A 15,931-nucleotide genomic window follows, 5' to 3' on the forward strand; every position below is an offset into this window, starting at 1 on the left:
ACGTTTTGGTTAGACAGCCGAGCCGTGGTGGCTGCTTTTGGTTTGTCGGGCATCAGGCCTTTGGCGTCTGGCTCTTCGCCATAGATCTTGTCGGTCGACTTTGCTTTAGCCAAGGGCACAGAGAGGCCGAAGGCCGTAAGCCGATATCTCTGTCGGTTTACTGCTGAGCCTAAACCGACCTACTGTTGTGTAAAAACGCGCAGGATGGGGAAGCGGTGGTAGCCGAAAAAAGCCATCTTGCGCTGTTGTTCGCCGGCGGCGAAGGAGCCTTCCAGGTTGCTGGCATGGCGACGGTCGCCGTTGGCGAATTCCGCCACTAGATAGTCGTCGCGCAAAATACGCTGGCCACCGGCATCGTTTTGCAAGGACACCAGTGCCCATCGTTCTCCGCTGTCACTGCTCAGGCTACTGGCGTCCAGCAGGATAAAGCTGCTGCTGTCTGGTTCAAGCGGGTTATCCCGATCAAAGTCGGCATTGTCGGTAATCGCCAGTGGCGTATCAAAACGCAGAACGGCGCTGTTCTCCGCGTGGAGTGGCGCCGTAAAGCCCAGCGCCATGGCGCAGACAGCGCCGGCCAGAAGGTGGTGACGTTGCCGCGTGTTGGCGGCTTTGTGGCCCCCGCTTCTGGGGGTGAGTAAGCGCAGACGCATCGCCGGGTTCTCCGTGGCTGGCCAGTAGAGTTCCTGATTACCCGTGTTGTTTGGTGATGATGCCGTGAAACCCCGGCAATGAGGCTGAATCCACGGGCTGAGTATGGTTCCGGTGCGTGCCGGGCGACCTTCAACATTGTCGACGGATTACTCCGGTCACGGCCCCGCGAGCAGGTATGGAGCGCGGGCCGTGACGTCAATAGCGAAACACCGGTTCTTCGCGTTGTTGCTTGAAGCGTGCAGCCTGTTGCGTCTCCTCAATCAATGAATCTCGATACGCCGACTGCTGTGGCTGTGATGCTCATGACGAGGAATGGTGAGTGACAGTACACCGTTGTGGAACACAGCATTCATTTGCTCGGCATCCGCATCGGCGGGCAGGGTGAGCATGCGTTGAAAGCGGCCGAAACGGCGCTCGCTGTAGTGGTAGCCGTCGCGGTCGTTTTCCTGAATGTCCTGTTTGCTGCCGCTGATTAACAGTGTGTCCTTGTCGAGCCTGACATCCAGTGCACTTTTTTCTACACCGGGCAACTCAGCGGTAATCAGGTAATGGTCGTCACGCTCCAGAATATCCAGATTGGGACGGAACGGAATACTGGGTGCGGCGCGGGGGGCCGGGGTGGTCCAGGCCATGTCGCCGAGCATCTGTTCGAACCAGTTATCGAACTCGCGCTCCCAGCGCAGCAGGGGATGGCCGGGTTGTCTTTGGGGGAGCGGCCGTTCACGGCTGCCCTCCTGACGAAGCCAATTCCAGGGTGTCATTTTATGCATATCCATCGCGCGTCCTCCTGAGGGGGGTTGGAAAAACGGTTGGACAATGACCGTGTGCTTCATCTCTTGTTATGAGGGAAAGGGGGGCGGCTTTCAATGCCTCGACTCTAGAACGAATGGCGAATTTTTGATCGACTGGGCAAAAGCGCCCCTTGTAATCGGCGGGCTTCGGTGTCACAGATGAAAAGAGATGGATGAGGGCAGAGGATGCTCCAATGAGAGACGCTGCCGCTCAGACACAATGGAACACGTATCGAAAAGGAGAGCAGCCATGTCTGACCATCATGTATACAAGAAGGTTGAATTAGTTGGGTCTTCGCGTACTACCATTGAAGATGCCATCGAAAACGCACTGGTCACGGCTAATGAAAGTCTGGATTTAATGGACTGGTTCGAAGTGGTGGAAACCCGCGGCCATATTGAGAGTGGCAAGGTGGGGCATTATCAGGTGACGTTAAAAGTGGGCTTCAGACTTTCCGGATCGTGAAGCAGTAGCTACGAGCTACGTTCGCTTCGATAAAGAAAGGCGGAAAAGGTCCTCAGCATCTGCTTCTCTACGAAGCCGCTGCAGGAGCACCGTTTAGGGTGCGAACCGAGCGAAGCGAGGACATCGTCCGCAGGACGATCAAAGCTAGAAGCTAGAAGTCACAAAAAAACCGCACCCTTTCGGGCGCGGTTTTTTTGTAGAGAACCCAGCGCGGTGCTCGGCCTCTCAGTCACGAATTAATCATCTTCGTGTTGCAGCGTGAAGCATGAAGCTTGTTGCTACTTTTATACCATTTCCAGATCCAGTGCCTGCTGGCAGACCCGCGCAGTGCGGATCACGTGCAGCTGTTTCGGCGACAGATCTTCCGGCAGTTCCACGGTGCTGTGGTCCTGATGGATCTTGATCGGGCCGATCAGGCGGCTGGGCAGTTTGGCTTCGTTGGCAATGGCGCCAACGATGTTGCCCGGTTTTACACCGTGGTCGTGGCCGACCTTGATCCGGTAGCGACGCATGGTTTTGTCAGTGCGACCTTTGTCGCCGCGGTTGCGCGGGTTGCGGTCTTCGCGACGGCCCCCTACGTGAGCAGATTCGCGACGGCGCGGCTCTTTCACCATTTTGGGTTCTTTCAGGATTAGCGGCTCACGCTTGAACATCATGGTGGCCAGGGCGGCAGCCATGTCGTTGTCGCTGATGTCCATGGCGTCACGCAGCTGATTAACCAGCGCGCGCGCTTCATCCACGTTTGTTCCAGAGGTGAAGCCGGCCAGTTGCTCCTGGAAGCGGGCAATGCGCTTGGCATTCAGGTCGTCAACGGATGGCAACGCCATTTTCTCGATGGTCTGGCGGGTAATACGCTCGATTTGACGCAGCACGTGTTGCTCGCGACGGGCCACAAACAGGATGGCGTCACCCTGACGACCGGCACGGCCAGTACGGCCAATGCGGTGTACGTAGGCTTCCGGGTCGCCGGGCATGTCGTAGTTCACCACGTGGGTGATACGGGGCACGTCCAGACCACGAGCGACCACGTCGGTGGCGATCAGCAGGTCGAAACGTTTGTCTTTTAAGCGCTGTACGGTTTTTTCCCGTTGTTGCTGGGGGATGTCGCCGTTCAAGGCTTCCGCACGCAGGCCGCGACGGTTCAGTTGCTCGGCCAGCTCCAGGGTCGCCTGCTTGGTGCGCACGAAAACCAGCACGGCATCGTGCTCTTCCGCTTCCAGGATCCGGCACACAGCGTCCAGCTTGTTCAGTCCGGCCACCGGCCAGTAACGCTGGCGGATGGTGGTGCCGGTGGTGGCGCCGCCGTTATCGATGCGAACCAGTTTGGGTTGCTTGAGGTGTTGGTCGGCAACCTTGCGAATGACCGGGGGCATGGTGGCGGAAAACAGCGCCAGCTGGCAGTCATCCGGAGTACGCTCGAGTACCCATTTCACATCGTCGATGAAGCCCATACGGAGCATTTCATCGGCTTCGTCCAGCACCAGGGCTTTCAGATTGTTCAGTTTCATGGAGCCGCGTTCCATGTGATCCATGACGCGACCGGGGGTGCCGACAATAACCTGAGCGCCACCGCGCAGGCCTTTCAGCTGGGTGCGGTATTCTCCGCCGCCGTAAATGGGCAGAACCTGCAACCCTTTGATGTCTTTGGCAAATTCTTCACACGCAGTGGCGACCTGGATAGCCAGCTCGCGGGTTGGGGCCAGGATCAGCATCTGCGGTTCACGCAGAGTGGGATCGAGGCGGGCCAGAAGGGGCAATGCAAACGCAGCCGTTTTACCTGTGCCGGTTTGTGCCTGGCCCAGAAGATCGTGTCCATCCAGCAACAGCGGGATGGCTTGCGCCTGAATCGGCGAAGGCTGCTCGAAGCCCTGACGGGCGATCGCAGAGAGCAGAACCTCGGGCAGGCCTAAAGAGGCGAACCCGGAACGGGAATCTGACATGTAGTACCTATGGATTAGGGGGAGGGGCCGACGAGTAGGGGTCGGCGAGGGCGCGGAGTATACGCAGACTTCACGCAAATTGCACGTTTTTTCGCCAATTCCCCGATGGAGAGGAAAGCGGGCAGGCGAGGTGCTGCAGGAGGTGGAAGTGCAGGAACGCGGGCTTGGTGTAGGACTCAACCGCGCGGAATTAAAGGGATGGCGGACAAGGGATTGCCCCGCCAGGCTGGGCGGGGCGGCTTCATGAGGTGCGTTTACATGGGTAGTACTTCAACAGTACCCAGATACTGCATGTAACGCTCGGCGGCTTTCGGGTGGCTGACGTTCTTGTCGCCGGTGCCCGCTTCCAGGAAGTAACGGCCAGCGGAGGGCCACTGGATGTTGACGATGCCTTTGTCATCGCTGGTGACGGACCAGTTTTCCTGGCTGTCACGGTAGCGGGTGCCGCCGGGGACCAGTTCCACCTTGATGCCTGGAGCCGGTTTGCCGTCCACCAGCAGTTTCCACTGGGCGGTTTCACCGGCGTACAGATCATTCGGGTGGGTTAGCAGGTCCAGCTCCAGACCTTTGCCCGTGGGTTTCAGGCCGGTTTTGTTGGGCGCGCCCAGGGTTACATAGGTTTCCAGGCGGTTGAGTACTTCCAGCAATTTTACTTCGCTGGCGCCTTTGGGAACCTCGGCCAACATCTTGTCCGCGTCTCTGCCACGGCTGCGTTGACGTTCGCCATCTACTTGATAAGAGACGAAATAGCTGGGCTGGGCCACGCTGATTCGGTAGCTGCCTTGCTGTTCCAGCTGCACGTCAAACACACTGCGGGTATGCATTTTGGCAGCGTTCTCCACGGTGGCGGGGTTGCCATCCGGGCCGGTGACTTCCAGGCCATCGACAGGGTAGGCCCGCTCGAAACCGAAGATTTCATTGGAAATGCTGGCGTCCACGGTAATCCACTGGGGCTCGGACACGGTGGTGTGGCTGGGTAGCAGCCATAGTTTGTGGGCCTGGGCGGGCAGAGCGGTGGCCAGCACCAGTGCGGCCAACGCGGCTTGATGGAAACGGACTCGGATCATGGTGGAGCTCCTTGCGTAGTCGGTTGCGTTGTCAGTGTTATTGAGAAACGGTCAGGGTCACGGTGCCTAGTTCGTCAGTGCCTTTAACCTGTTGTTGCTGTGGTGTTTTTTCGGCTGGCCAGTGGAACGGTAGCTTCAGCACTTCGCGGCCCCCCACTTCCCGGGCGGCTTCCACCACCAGGGTGTACTCACCGGCGGGCAGGGATTGCAGGACGTCCAGTTCGCTGAAGTTCACTGTGTGCGTGCCCGGTGAGCGGGTGGCGCCGGTGAGGCCGTCATAGGGCGCTGACTGGCTGCGACCGGTGCGGCGCCACCACTGGCGGATATCCTTGAGCCACTTTTCCTGATCGTCGTACCACAGGCCCAGAGGTTCCAGGGTGCTGCGATCGGCGTTTTCAACCCAGAAGGCCACATAGGGGGCGTGGTACTCGGCCACGCGTTTGCGCGGGATTTCCACGTCCACCGAAAAAGTATCAGCGAGGGCCTGGCTGGTTAGCAGGGGGAGCAGAGCGAGGTAACGCAAGCGCATGGGGGTGTCCTTTCTCTTCATGTCTCTGGAGTTAATGCATGAAAAACACGATCAACAGCCAAGGCAGTACCAGCCCGGCCAGGGTGACCGGCCAGGTGGCCGGGCGTCGTTTGGCGTGAAGCATCATCAGGCCCAGCCCGGTGAAGGCGAACAGCAGGCTGGCCACGGCAAAAATATCGATAAACCAGATCCACACGGTGCCGGTGTGGCGTCCTTTGTGCAGGTCATTGAAAAAGGCGATCCAGCCGCGGTCGGTGGTTTCCGCGAGTACCGAACCGTCATTCATATCAATGGCCAGCCAGGCATCACCGCCGGGGCGGGGCATGGCCAGGTAGAGCTCATCCGCAGCCCATTCCGGTTCGTCGCCGGTGTTCTGTAAATCCATTTTCTGCGCGAGCCATTGCTGGACGGCGGTGGGCAGCTGGCCGCTTTGCTGATCTGTCAGTGGCTTCAGTAGTGCCGCCGGCAGTTGGCCCTGGTGCTCGCGGATGATCGGGTCGGCGCTGATCTGGCTGGCGTGGTTGAGGGTGATGCCGGTCAGGCTGAACAGCAGCAGGCTGATCAGGCAGAGCGCAGAGGTCACCCAGTGCCACTGATGGAGTTGTTTCAGCCAGAAGGCTTTGCGTTTTTTATTCACGGTGGCGTTCGGTCGTTCGCGGCAGAGGGGAGAAGATGTTAATGAGAATGGTTATGTTTAAATACCGTTATCTTCGTAAAGAATGTAATGACAGGCGAGTTACCTGAATTTTGTTCAAAAAAAGCTGGTCCAGTTAAATGATAATCTTTATCATTCGTGAATGAATGCCATTGTTCAAATCCCCGCCCGTTTGCTGGTTATCGAAGATGATTCGGTACTCAGTGGCCATCTGCACGACTACTTTTCTGAGCGTCACTATCGGGTATCGCAGTGTCCGGAAGGGCCTGCGGGGTTGGAGGCAGCGGCTTCCGGCGATTATGACCTGGTGCTGCTGGATATCCTGTTGCCAGGGCTCAATGGGCTCGAGTTGCTCAACGCCCTGCGCAAGCAAAGTCCGGTGCCGGTGATCGTGGTGTCTGCGCTGGGTGATGAGCAGGCGCGGATTCAGGGCCTGATCAACGGCGCGGACGATTATCTCCCGAAACCCTTCAGCATGGCTGAATTGGCTGTGCGGGTGGATGCGGTGCTGCGCCGGGTGGCGCTGGAGCGCTGGCGACCGGAAGCATTGCAGGTGCAGTCAGAGTCAGTGGGTAAGCTGGTGCTGCGTGACCATGACATGGTGGGGCTTTATCGGCACATGGATCTGGGCCTTACCAACACTGAATTCCGTTTGCTTCAAGTATTGCTGGAACATCGTGATACGGTGCTCAGCAAGCCGTTCCTCTACCAGGCAGTATTGCACCGCGGTTGCGGTCGCCATGATCGCAGCCTGGATCTGCACATCAGTCATCTGCGGCGAAAGCTGCGCGATGCTGGCGCTCCGGAGTCCGCTGTGCGGACAGTCTGGGGGCAGGGCTATACGCTGATCACCGACAGCCTCTGATGCTGAAACGCTATTCCCTTCTTTGGCGCCTGGCGCTGGTTCTCGTGGTGGTCGCCGTTACCACCATGGTCGTGGGCACGCGCATTACCGGTGCCCTGCGCAATGATGCCCAGCGGCTCAACCAGCATGCGGTTGCCGTCATGCAAGGTTATGCCGCGGCGGCCGAGCAAGCTTGGCGGACAGGGGGCCAGGCGGGGGTGGATCAGTGGCTGGCGGACATGGAGAACCGTGAAACGGGGGACATTGCGGTCATCAGTGCCACGGACCAGTCTCTTAGCAGTGCCCCGCTGACCCAGCAGCAACGGGCTGGTCTGCACTTTCAGCGTGGAGTGCATAGCCGCATGAGTTTCCGCTACGGCAAGAAGATGCCGTATCTGGGCGTACCGTTCCCCGCAGTGCCGGACCAGGGCAGCCTGCTGATGCAGTTACCCCCCCGTTTGCGCCCGGGAACTTACTGGCCATTGATCGAAAATTTACTGCTGGTTGGTATGCCCACGCTGTCCGCATTGCTGTTGGGGGGGCTGTTGTTCTGGCGCGCTCGGGTTCCCCTGACAGCCCTGCAGGCGCAGGTGCTGGGCTTCAAGGATGATACTCAGGCGCGTGTGACCGGGCCGTTGGCAACACGCTCGGATGAATTTGGGGAGCTGGCCCGCAGTTTTAATCACATGGCGGAACAGGTTTGCGGGATGCTGGATACCCAGAGGCAACTGCTCAATGACATGTCCCACGAGTTGCGTACCCCATTGAGCCGTTTGTCCGTGGCACTGGAAAGCCAGATGAGCGAAGCCGAATTGCGTCAGCGGGTGGAGCAGGAGCTGCACCACATGCGCACGTTGGTCGATGACACCCTGGCGCTGGGATGGCAGGACACCGAGACCGGAACCACCGACCTGGAGTCCCTGTCGTTGCCTGCGCTGTGGGACATGATTGTTGAAAATGCGGCGTTCGAAAGCGGCTGGGACAAGCGCCGTTTCCCCTGCGCGCTGCCGGACAATGCGTTGGTGTACGGCAACCTGAATGTGCTCGCCCAGGTGTTTGAGAATCTGGTCCGTAATGCCATTCGCTATTCCCCGGAGCAGGGGGCTGTTCAACTGCTTGGGCAGCGGGAAGGGGGCGCCTGGCACCTTCAGGTGGTGGATCAGGGGCCAGGTGTGCCGGACGACAAGCTGTATGCCATTTTTGCCCCCTTTGTCCGTCTGGACGTCGCCCGGGCCGGCCATACCGGTTTTGGGCTGGGCTTGAGTATCGCCCGGCGTGGGGTGGAGCGCCTGGGTGGAGAACTGTGGGCCCATAATCGCGAGCCGGGCTTGTGTGTGCATTTGCGCTTGCCCGCGCCGCCACGTGTATAAATTGTAAATCCCCTTTCGTTACAAATAAGAATCAATATCATTCCGTTTCTTGAAGTGGATTCATTACTGCTTCCTGGGGCCTTGTATGGCCTGTTTCCGGGGGATCTGCATTGATTTTTATCGCTCGCCTCAGACCACGTGGTGAAAGGGGGGAGCGGTTTGCACTCCGGTTTGATGTTGTTGCTTACCTTTAAGGAGTAAAGACCATGGGAATGCGTTTGGGGACGTTGGGGTTGGTACTGGCTACCGCCAGTGGCGCCGTCTGGGCAGACGATGAGGTGCATGAGCTGGGGCAAGTGTCTGTCACGGCGGGTGGCTATGTACAGCAGGTGGAAGATGCGCCGGCGTCGATCAGTGTGATCAACCGGGAGCAAATTGAAGAACGCTTCTACCAAGACACCACGGACGCCCTGCGTGATGTGCCTGGCGTGATTGTCACCGGGGGGGGCTCCGGTGATCGCGGTACCGATATCGTTATCCGTGGCATGCCATCCTCGTACACGCTGATCATGGTTGATGGTAAGCCGGTCTCCACTCGCGAAAGCCGGCCCAACGGCAGCGCCGGGTTTGAGCAGAGCTGGCTGCCGCCGTTGCAGAGCATTGAACGTATCGAAGTGGTCCGTGGCCCCATGTCGACCCTGTATGGCTCCGATGCCATGGGCGGCGTGGTGAACATTATTACTCGTAAAGTGGAAAAGGAGTGGGGTGGTTCCCTTCAGCTGGACACCATCATTCAGGACGATTCCCGCTCCGGAGACAGCCAGCAGGGCAACTTCAGCCTAAGTGGGCCGCTGAAAGAGGACCTGCTCGGCCTGCAGGTGTATGGCGGCTTTTATAACCGCCAGGAAGATTTATTCGTGGATGGTTATGAACAGAAAGATCTGCAGAACCTGACTGCGAAATTAAGCCTGACCCCTACCGATAATCATGACTTTTCCGTGGAAACCACCCGCACTAAAGACAGCCGTCAAGGTTTGATGGGACGCAGTGCCGCTTCTACTGGTTGCCGTGGTGGCTGTACGGACAGCTTCAGCGATCATAACCGTCAATCCTTCGCGCTGACCCACACTGGCCGCTGGGCCATCGGTACCTCGGACACCTACATTCAACGCGAAGAAGCGGAAAATGAAGGCCGTGAAATCACCATTACCAATACCAATGCCAAGACCGCGCTGGTCATGCCCATGGGTAACCATATGGTGACTGTGGGGGCCGACTTCATTGAAGAGGAGCTGAAAGACAAGACCACCAACCGGATCTCGAATCGCACTAAAGTCGATACGTCCAAATACGCCTTGTTCGCAGAAGACGAGTGGATGCTGACGGACACCTTTTCGGTGACCGCAGGTGCGCGGATGGATGACGACAGGGACTATGGGACGCATGTGAGTCCGCGCCTTTATGGTGTGTGGGGCTTTAGCCCGCGCTGGACGCTCAAAGGCGGCGTGTCCACCGGTTTCCGCTCTCCGTCTTTGCGTGAAATCACCCCGGATTGGGGGCAGGTCAGCCGTGGCGGTAACATCTATGGTAACCCGGACCTGGAGCCGGAAACCTCCGTTAACCAGGAGCTGGGCCTGTACTTCAACGCCGGCCGGGCACTGATGGCTAACGTGACCGTGTTCCATAACGACTTCAAGGACAAGATTACCCGCATTACCTGTCCGATCAGTATCTGCCCGGATGGTCCTAACCAGTTCGGTTCTGACCCCACCTACCGGGTGAATGTGGATGAAGCGGAAACTCAGGGTGTGGAAGCTGCGCTGTCCACCACGCTGGCGAGAGTGTTGTCTATCAATCTGAGTTACACCTACACCGACTCTGAACAGAAATCCGGTGAATATAAAGGTGAGCCACTGACTCAGCTGCCCGAACATCTGGCCAGCCTCAACGTGAACTGGCAGGCCACGGATACGGTTTCACCCTGGGCGACTGTGCGTTATCGCGGTGAGGAGAGCCAGCCGACCACCGGGCCGTCAAACAGCGCCATCATTGCGCCATCCAATACATTGGTGGATGCGGGGATTGGTTTTCAGCTGACACCGCAAACCAAGCTCAACACAGGCATCTATAACCTGGCCGATAAAGAAATCTTCTATGAGGAATACGGCTATGTGGAAGATGGCCGACGTTACTGGTTGGGTGTGGTAACCAATTTCTGATTGTCAGCCTGACGTGGAAAAACGTCTCAGAAAAAGCAACGCCGGCATAAGCCGGCGTTGTGCGTTTTGCTGCGCTCAGGATTACATTTTTTCCTGAATGCGCGTGCGGAAGTCCGCATCATACTGGGCCAATTGGGCAATCTGGTTATAGGTGCTCAATTCCAGGCCACTGTCCTTCACGGCTTCAACCATTTTCTCTTGTGCTTCCTTCTGCACTTTCATGGCTTCTTCAGGCTTGTCTTTCTTGGCCTGCAGCTCCTTGGAGTATTTCTGCTGGATGCCGGACATGTCCTTCTGTGCATCGGCGAACGCATCAAGCTGTTTGTCACTGAACTCAGATGCCTTGGGCAGCTGCTGCATTTGCTGTTGTTGCATCTGTTGCTGCTGTTGGCTCTGCGGCGTTTGTGACGCGGGCGCACCGGGCTGCTGTGCGGCTACCGTGCCAGTGAAAGTCGCGGAAATCATCAGGGCGCCGAGCGCCATCATCCGTTTGCTCATGCTTTATCTCCTTGTCAATCGCCCCGAAATTGCCGGGGATTACTGTGTTACCGAAAAGTGGCCGAAACCAAAATACGGCGGCACTGGAAACTCCGACCGCCGTCAGCGTGTAAGTTCGACCTGAAATGTTAAATCGTGATTCACAGTGAAGTAGTTCGCGTATGCGGTGTGTATAAAGCTTGTTCCTGGTGCCAGACAGCGCTTTCAATTCAGGCGGTTAATCGTTTCAATGAAAGACAGGAACGCTGCTAATAAAGGATGGCGGTCTATAACAATCATAATGAGGAGAGCAGGATGCTGAATTCATTCCCTTTGTCTGCCCGCAACATCGCGCGTGGCGCCGTATCGGCCGGGTTGCTGGTGGGGACCGTGGCGGTGCAGGCGGAAATGTACGCCGGAGCCCAGGTCAATCTGATGAAAATTGACCGTGGCGCGGTCAGCGATGCGCAACTCAGTGCACTGACGTTGCGCGGTGGCATGGTATTGCACGAACTGGTCAGTGCGGAGCTGCGTTTGGGCACCGGGCTGAGCGATGATTCCTATCGCAATATCGATGTGGAGAACGACTTTTTCTACGGCGCCTATGCGCGCTTGACACCGCCTCTGGAAGGTCCGGTTCAGCCGTATCTGATTGGCGGGTACGGGTATGTGGAAAACGATATCAACGGCACCACCCAGCGTGATGATGGCAGCTCTTACGGGGGCGGCTTCGACCTGGGCGTGGGGCAGCACTCAACCCTGAATCTGGAGTACCTGCGGCTGGTCGACAACGATTTCGGCAAGCAGGAGCTGATTGGTTTGGGCGTGAATTACTCGTTCTGATAGCGTGCGACGGGGTGGGGCGATGGCAGCGACCTGGCGTCGTACTGCATCACCCATATCCCGTTTCGTTATAAAAGTATCACTATATATTCCTTTATATTCTTCCTCGAGTTCCTATCATGGCCCCTCGACATTCCCGTTTGAGGTGCTGTAGATCATGGGTAGTGCACAGCTGATTACACGTTTTGGTGACAATGCCGCCGGCCTGTCCAAGGAGACGCTGGAGGAGCTGAACCGTGTTTATCGCCCGCTGAGCTTTGCGGAGCGCATTCGTCGTGTCTACGAGGATTTTCCGCCGGACCGCGTCATGGTGACCTCGTCGTTTGCGGCCACCTCCGCGTATTTTCTGCACATCATTTCGACGATTCGCCCTGAACAGCCGGTGCACTTTATCGATACGGGCTATCACTTTGCGGATACCCTGAAGTACCGGGATTACCTGGTTGAAAAATTTGGCCTGAACGTGGTCGATGTGACCCCGGACCCGGATCACCATCAGGTGTCTCAGGAAAATCGCATGTGGGAAACCGACCCGGACCTGTGCTGCCAGGTGAACAAGGTCAACCCGTTGGAAGAAGCCAAGGAAAACTACGATCTGTGGATTTCCAGCCTGATGGGGTGGCAAACCGAACACCGCGCTGGCCTGGAAGTGTTTGAAGAGCGCCGTGGCATGATTAAGTTCAACCCAATGATTGATGTCACCAAAGAACAGCGTGACGCCTATATCAAGGAGCACGACCTGCCGTTTCACCCGCTGGTGACGCAAGGGTATGACTCCATTGGTTGCAGCCACTGTACCTTCAAGGGCGAAGGCCGCGAAGGGCGGTGGAAAGGCAACCAGAAAACCGAGTGCGGCATTCATATGTAACGGTGTTCGACTGGTACTGAACGACGAAAAAGCCCCGCAATTGCGGGGCTTTTTATCGTCAGGCGTTAAGCATCAGCTGGATGCCCCGTTGTTACGCGGCAGAGTCCTTGTTATAGCCATCCACATCGCCGATCAGGCTGTCCATTTCTGCCAGAAACTCTCGGTTGTCGTGATCCCAGGGGTGGAAGCCGGGTTTGAACCAGTCCAGCCAGGGAAGAATTACCCGCCGTAATCCGCCGGGTTTGAGCCACTGGAATTTGAATGAGGCCCACCAGTCTTTCAGGCTGAAAAGCTTGCCTGTCTTGTACATGTTGATCACATAGAATGGATAAAACAGCGAGAAGAAAATCACCGTGGCCAGCACCAGTCCGCTGGCGCGCAGCAACCAGGATTTGAAGCCTCTTCCGAAGGCGGTGATAAAGACATCAAAGGCCACTGCCTTGTGTTCCGTTTCCTCCAGGGCATGCCAATGCCAGAGCTTCTGGTATTGCGGATCGGACCCATCAATCAGCTCCGGTTCACGCAGCAGAACATCGGCCAGAATGGCGGTGAGATGCTCCAGTGCCACGGTGGCGGAAAGCTGCATGGCATTGGGCATGAAACGGGAAATCAGGCTTAGCAGCCGGGTGACAATGGCTTCCTGTTTATCCACCGGTAAACCGGCGGCAACCATCTTCTGGTTATAGTCCTCGTGTTCGCGGCCGTGCATGGCTTCCTGGCCGATGAAATTACGTACGGCTTCCTGCAATTCCGGGTCATCGATCTGGTCGCGGTACTTGCGCACGCTGTTGATAAAGAAACGTTCCCCTTCCGGGAAAAATAGAGAAAGGGTATTGAAGAACTGGGAAATGCCCGGGCCCTTTTCGTGCCAGTTTAGAACGGTGTCGTCCGGCACGTGAAATTTCAGGTTGCGGCGGACGGGCATGATGTGCATTTTCATTGTTATGTCACCTTTATCCATGGTCCTGACTTCTACTAAACGCCTGTTGCCGAAGAATTACAATTGCACTGTGACAGTCAGATACGTAATTGAAACAATGACGGGATAAACGGTGAGACGCCGACAACGAGAGAGTAATGGCGAGGACTGAAACAACGATGCGAATGCGGTGGCGGCTTTGGCTCAGTGCAGTGGTGTGTGCGGTGGCGATCGCCTGTGCCTTTCATGTTTTTCTTCTGGATCGCATAGGCGTGCCTGATACTGGGCTGCGCGTCACTGAGACTGGCACCGAGGATGGGGGCCGGGATTGGATAATACGATTGTATGGCAGTGTGGGAGTAGAAGCGGAACGGCAGCACTGGCGAGCGATTGGTGAGGATTATCGCATTGATATTGAGCGCCGGGGCGAGAACGGCTTCGTGCTGGATATTGGCTACAGGACGGCCTCACAGGGCCGTCACCGGGTGCGCCAGCAAGTCCGCTTGGCGGAAGGCCCCACATTAGTGGCGGCATTCGGCCAGGCCGCTGATGGCGGTGAAACGCGCATCATTGTTGATCGGGTGAAATAGTCGCTGGCGTCGCGCCCTGTGCGTCGTCGCTATCATCGTCCGGTGTGCGTCGCAGCATAACCACGACGCCCACGGCCGTTATCGCCAATATCACGGCGCCAATGGCAGCATTGGCATGCAGTGCCAGGTTAAAGCCTGCCTTGGCCGCGTCCATCAATGGCTGTGCTATGTCCGCAGGCAGCTGAGCCGCAGCACCAATCGCGCCACCCAGGGTGTCGCCTGCCGCCAGGGCGAGCGTGTCGCTTAGCCCGTCCGGCATGGACGTCAGCATGTGGTTGCGGTACAACGCCGCGCCAATACTGCCAATCACGGCAATGCCCAGTGCCATGCCCAGTTCCGTGGCCGTTTCTGATGTGGCGGAGGCGGCGCCGGCTTTGCGGGCGGGGGCTGCGCTGACCACCATGTCGGTGCCGAGAATCATCATCGGCATCACGCCAATCCCCATGATGGTCATGCCGGCGATCAGCAAGGGGATATGCGTTGGGTTTTGCACAGGTAACATCAGCAACAGGCCAACAGAGGCCAGCATCAGCCCTCCGCTGACCAGCTTCCAGTGTGGCAGTCGGCCGGCCAGCCGGGGAATCAACAGCGAGGTTGCGGTCTGCACCACGGCAGGTGGCAGCATCACCAACCCGGATTCCAGTGGCGATAGATCCAGCACCCCTTGAAGGTACTGAAACACCATCAACCAGGCGCCGGACAAGGCCAGAATGGTCAGCATCATGGCGGCCACCGAGGTGCTGAATGTGCGGTTGGCGAACAGGGTCAAGTCAAACATGGGGTCGGCCAGGCGGCGTTGGCGCCGCACAAAGATCCCCCCGATGATTAGCCCAGCTGCCATGGTGAGCAGTGGTGCCAGTGCAATGCCGTTACGCGCCATGTCTTTGAGACCATAGATTACCGCCAAGACCATAGCCACGGATAACAGGGCGCTGGTCCAGTCCTGGCTGCCGGCTTGTTCGTCACGGAATTCCGGTAATAGCACGGGGCCGCAGACCAGCAATAGCACCATCACCGGCACCCCCAGCAGAAACACCGAGCCCCACCAGAAAAACTCCAGCAAGGCGCCGCCCACCAAGGGGCCGATGGCGCTGCCAACAATAAAGCCGGTCATCCAGACGGTAATCGCCAGGGTGCGTTCCTGTTCGAGCTGGAACATGTTGCGCAGCAGCGACAGGGTGGACGGCATCAGGGTGGCCCCCGCAATGCCGAGCAGGGCACGGGTGGCAATCAGCATTTCTGCGCTGGTGGCGAAGGCGGCCATGGCGGAGGCAATACCAAATGCCGTGGCGCCGGTGAGCAGCAGGCGACGCCGGCCGATACGGTCGCCCAGCGTACCCATGGTCACCAGAAAGCCTGCGATCATGAAACCGTAGATGTCCAGTATCCACAGCAGCTCAGCACTGGTGGGCTGCAGATCGGCGCTGAGATGGGGGGCGGCCAGATGCAGTACCGTCATATCCAGTGCAAGCAGCACGGTCGGTAGCATCAGGACGGCCAGTCCCAGCCACTCGCGGCGGGTGGCAGGTTGAGGGGTGGACATGATCTGTTCCTTGCAACAGGGCTTATGGGGTAGTCGTTTCCGGTGAATCCTTTTCGACACCAAAATCGATGCGCAAGCGATGAGAACGCAACATTCGCAAAGGCTAAAGTTTCAACCTGACTTGAGGTCAAGATAAATGACCGTATGTGGTTGGTGGGCGGTCGAGAGCCCGAGACTATTCTACGACCAGGATGGGCTGAAAGGGTTGCAATGGCAGGT

General features: G+C 57.7%; 16 protein-coding genes. 7 read left to right on the forward strand and 9 right to left on the reverse strand.

Going from position 1 to position 15,931, the window contains the following annotated elements:
* Window positions 1-179 precede the first annotated feature (179 nt).
* The gene (locus ABNH18_RS04145) at window positions 180-650 is read right to left on the reverse strand and encodes a hypothetical protein (protein ID WP_349381589.1); all 471 of its coding nucleotides are present in this window, start codon (window positions 648-650) and stop codon (window positions 180-182) included.
* 261 nt (window positions 651-911) lie between these two features.
* The gene (locus ABNH18_RS04150) at window positions 912-1,427 is read right to left on the reverse strand and encodes an Hsp20/alpha crystallin family protein (RefSeq protein WP_349381590.1); all 516 of its coding nucleotides are present in this window, start codon (window positions 1,425-1,427) and stop codon (window positions 912-914) included.
* Window positions 1,428-1,692: 265 nt separating this feature from the next.
* Between ABNH18_RS04150 and ABNH18_RS04155 the strand changes: the two genes are divergently transcribed.
* Window positions 1,693-1,908, forward strand: a complete 216-nt coding sequence (locus tag ABNH18_RS04155) for a dodecin (protein WP_349381591.1) — start codon at window positions 1,693-1,695, stop codon at window positions 1,906-1,908.
* 284 nt (window positions 1,909-2,192) lie between these two features.
* Here the strand turns inward: ABNH18_RS04155 and ABNH18_RS04160 are convergent, their stop codons facing one another.
* The 4 genes from ABNH18_RS04160 to ABNH18_RS04175 all read right to left on the reverse strand — a co-directional run bounded on the left by ABNH18_RS04160 (window position 2,193) and on the right by ABNH18_RS04175 (window position 6,081).
* Window positions 2,193-3,848, reverse strand: coding sequence for a DEAD/DEAH box helicase (locus tag ABNH18_RS04160; RefSeq protein WP_349381592.1), 1,656 nt, complete (start codon window positions 3,846-3,848; stop codon window positions 2,193-2,195).
* A gap of 254 nt (window positions 3,849-4,102) precedes the next feature.
* On the reverse strand, window positions 4,103-4,915 hold the full coding sequence (locus ABNH18_RS04165; RefSeq protein WP_349381593.1) for a DUF4198 domain-containing protein: 813 nt from the start codon (window positions 4,913-4,915) through the stop codon (window positions 4,103-4,105).
* Window positions 4,916-4,952: 37 nt separating this feature from the next.
* A complete protein-coding gene (locus tag ABNH18_RS04170; RefSeq protein WP_349381594.1) occupies window positions 4,953-5,444 on the reverse strand; it encodes a DUF2271 domain-containing protein in 492 nt (163 codons plus the stop codon).
* A 31-nt stretch (window positions 5,445-5,475) separates the two neighbouring features.
* Window positions 5,476-6,081 (reverse strand): PepSY-associated TM helix domain-containing protein, encoded by a 606-nt coding sequence (locus tag ABNH18_RS04175; protein ID WP_349381595.1) that lies wholly within the window; start codon window positions 6,079-6,081, stop codon window positions 5,476-5,478.
* Window positions 6,082-6,241: 160 nt separating this feature from the next.
* Here ABNH18_RS04175 and ABNH18_RS04180 point away from each other — a divergent pair, with 160 nt between their 5' ends.
* The 3 genes from ABNH18_RS04180 (at window position 6,242) to ABNH18_RS04190 (ending at window position 10,472) form a co-directional block, all read left to right on the forward strand.
* The gene (locus tag ABNH18_RS04180; RefSeq protein WP_349381596.1) at window positions 6,242-6,964 is read left to right on the forward strand and encodes a response regulator transcription factor; all 723 of its coding nucleotides are present in this window, start codon (window positions 6,242-6,244) and stop codon (window positions 6,962-6,964) included.
* The gene (locus ABNH18_RS04185) at window positions 6,964-8,313 is read left to right on the forward strand and encodes a histidine kinase sensor domain-containing protein (RefSeq protein WP_349381597.1); all 1,350 of its coding nucleotides are present in this window, start codon (window positions 6,964-6,966) and stop codon (window positions 8,311-8,313) included. Before ABNH18_RS04180 ends, ABNH18_RS04185 begins: the two co-directional genes overlap by 1 nt.
* Before the next feature lie 212 nt (window positions 8,314-8,525).
* Window positions 8,526-10,472 carry a ligand-gated channel protein gene (locus ABNH18_RS04190; RefSeq protein ID WP_349382027.1) on the forward strand — a complete coding sequence of 649 codons (1,947 nt, stop codon included), beginning with the start codon at window positions 8,526-8,528 and terminating at the stop codon, window positions 10,470-10,472.
* A gap of 81 nt (window positions 10,473-10,553) precedes the next feature.
* Here ABNH18_RS04190 and ABNH18_RS04195 read toward each other — a convergent pair whose 3' ends face one another.
* Complete coding sequence (locus tag ABNH18_RS04195; protein WP_349381598.1) at window positions 10,554-10,970, reverse strand: DUF4168 domain-containing protein; 417 nt, start codon at window positions 10,968-10,970, stop codon at window positions 10,554-10,556.
* 294 nt (window positions 10,971-11,264) lie between these two features.
* On the opposite strand from ABNH18_RS04195, the gene ABNH18_RS04200 reads away from it, so the two are divergent.
* Together ABNH18_RS04200 and ABNH18_RS04205 are read left to right on the forward strand one after the other, a co-directional pair.
* Window positions 11,265-11,792, forward strand: a complete 528-nt coding sequence (locus ABNH18_RS04200; RefSeq protein WP_349381599.1) for an outer membrane beta-barrel protein — start codon at window positions 11,265-11,267, stop codon at window positions 11,790-11,792.
* 157 nt (window positions 11,793-11,949) lie between these two features.
* Complete coding sequence (locus ABNH18_RS04205) at window positions 11,950-12,660, forward strand: phosphoadenylyl-sulfate reductase (protein WP_349381600.1); 711 nt, start codon at window positions 11,950-11,952, stop codon at window positions 12,658-12,660.
* A gap of 91 nt (window positions 12,661-12,751) precedes the next feature.
* On the opposite strand, the gene ABNH18_RS04210 is transcribed toward ABNH18_RS04205, so the two are convergent.
* Window positions 12,752-13,600 (reverse strand): metal-dependent hydrolase, encoded by an 849-nt coding sequence (locus ABNH18_RS04210; protein ID WP_349381601.1) that lies wholly within the window; start codon window positions 13,598-13,600, stop codon window positions 12,752-12,754.
* A 158-nt stretch (window positions 13,601-13,758) separates the two neighbouring features.
* On the opposite strand from ABNH18_RS04210, the gene ABNH18_RS04215 reads away from it, so the two are divergent.
* Entirely contained in the window at window positions 13,759-14,169 is a 411-nt protein-coding gene (locus ABNH18_RS04215) for a hypothetical protein (RefSeq protein WP_349381602.1), read from the forward strand.
* Here ABNH18_RS04215 and ABNH18_RS04220 read toward each other — a convergent pair.
* Complete coding sequence (locus tag ABNH18_RS04220) at window positions 14,147-15,712, reverse strand: MFS transporter (protein ID WP_349381603.1); 1,566 nt, start codon at window positions 15,710-15,712, stop codon at window positions 14,147-14,149. The genes ABNH18_RS04215 and ABNH18_RS04220 overlap by 23 nt on opposite strands.
* Between the last annotated feature and the right edge of the window lie 219 nt (window positions 15,713-15,931).

Source organism: Alcanivorax sp. (assembly GCF_040118815.1).
Taxonomy (GTDB): Bacteria; Pseudomonadota; Gammaproteobacteria; order Pseudomonadales; family Alcanivoracaceae; genus Alcanivorax.

Coding starts and splice junctions, on each gene's coding strand:
- ABNH18_RS04170 (WP_349381594.1), bottom strand. CDS start 5,444: ATGCGCTTGCGTTACCTCGCTCTGCTCCCCCTGCTAACCAGCCAGGCC.
- ABNH18_RS04150 (WP_349381590.1), bottom strand. CDS start 1,427: ATGGATATGCATAAAATGACACCCTGGAATTGGCTTCGTCAGGAGGGC.
- ABNH18_RS04220 (WP_349381603.1), bottom strand. CDS start 15,712: ATGTCCACCCCTCAACCTGCCACCCGCCGCGAGTGGCTGGGACTGGCC.
- ABNH18_RS04165 (WP_349381593.1), bottom strand. CDS start 4,915: ATGATCCGAGTCCGTTTCCATCAAGCCGCGTTGGCCGCACTGGTGCTG.
- ABNH18_RS04155 (WP_349381591.1), top strand. CDS start 1,693: ATGTCTGACCATCATGTATACAAGAAGGTTGAATTAGTTGGGTCTTCG.
- ABNH18_RS04160 (WP_349381592.1), bottom strand. CDS start 3,848: ATGTCAGATTCCCGTTCCGGGTTCGCCTCTTTAGGCCTGCCCGAGGTT.
- ABNH18_RS04185 (WP_349381597.1), top strand. CDS start 6,964: ATGCTGAAACGCTATTCCCTTCTTTGGCGCCTGGCGCTGGTTCTCGTG.
- ABNH18_RS04195 (WP_349381598.1), bottom strand. CDS start 10,970: ATGAGCAAACGGATGATGGCGCTCGGCGCCCTGATGATTTCCGCGACT.
- ABNH18_RS04190 (WP_349382027.1), top strand. CDS start 8,526: ATGCGTTTGGGGACGTTGGGGTTGGTACTGGCTACCGCCAGTGGCGCC.
- ABNH18_RS04145 (WP_349381589.1), bottom strand. CDS start 650: ATGCGTCTGCGCTTACTCACCCCCAGAAGCGGGGGCCACAAAGCCGCC.
- ABNH18_RS04210 (WP_349381601.1), bottom strand. CDS start 13,600: ATGAAAATGCACATCATGCCCGTCCGCCGCAACCTGAAATTTCACGTG.
- ABNH18_RS04180 (WP_349381596.1), top strand. CDS start 6,242: ATGAATGCCATTGTTCAAATCCCCGCCCGTTTGCTGGTTATCGAAGAT.
- ABNH18_RS04200 (WP_349381599.1), top strand. CDS start 11,265: ATGCTGAATTCATTCCCTTTGTCTGCCCGCAACATCGCGCGTGGCGCC.
- ABNH18_RS04215 (WP_349381602.1), top strand. CDS start 13,759: ATGCGAATGCGGTGGCGGCTTTGGCTCAGTGCAGTGGTGTGTGCGGTG.
- ABNH18_RS04205 (WP_349381600.1), top strand. CDS start 11,950: ATGGGTAGTGCACAGCTGATTACACGTTTTGGTGACAATGCCGCCGGC.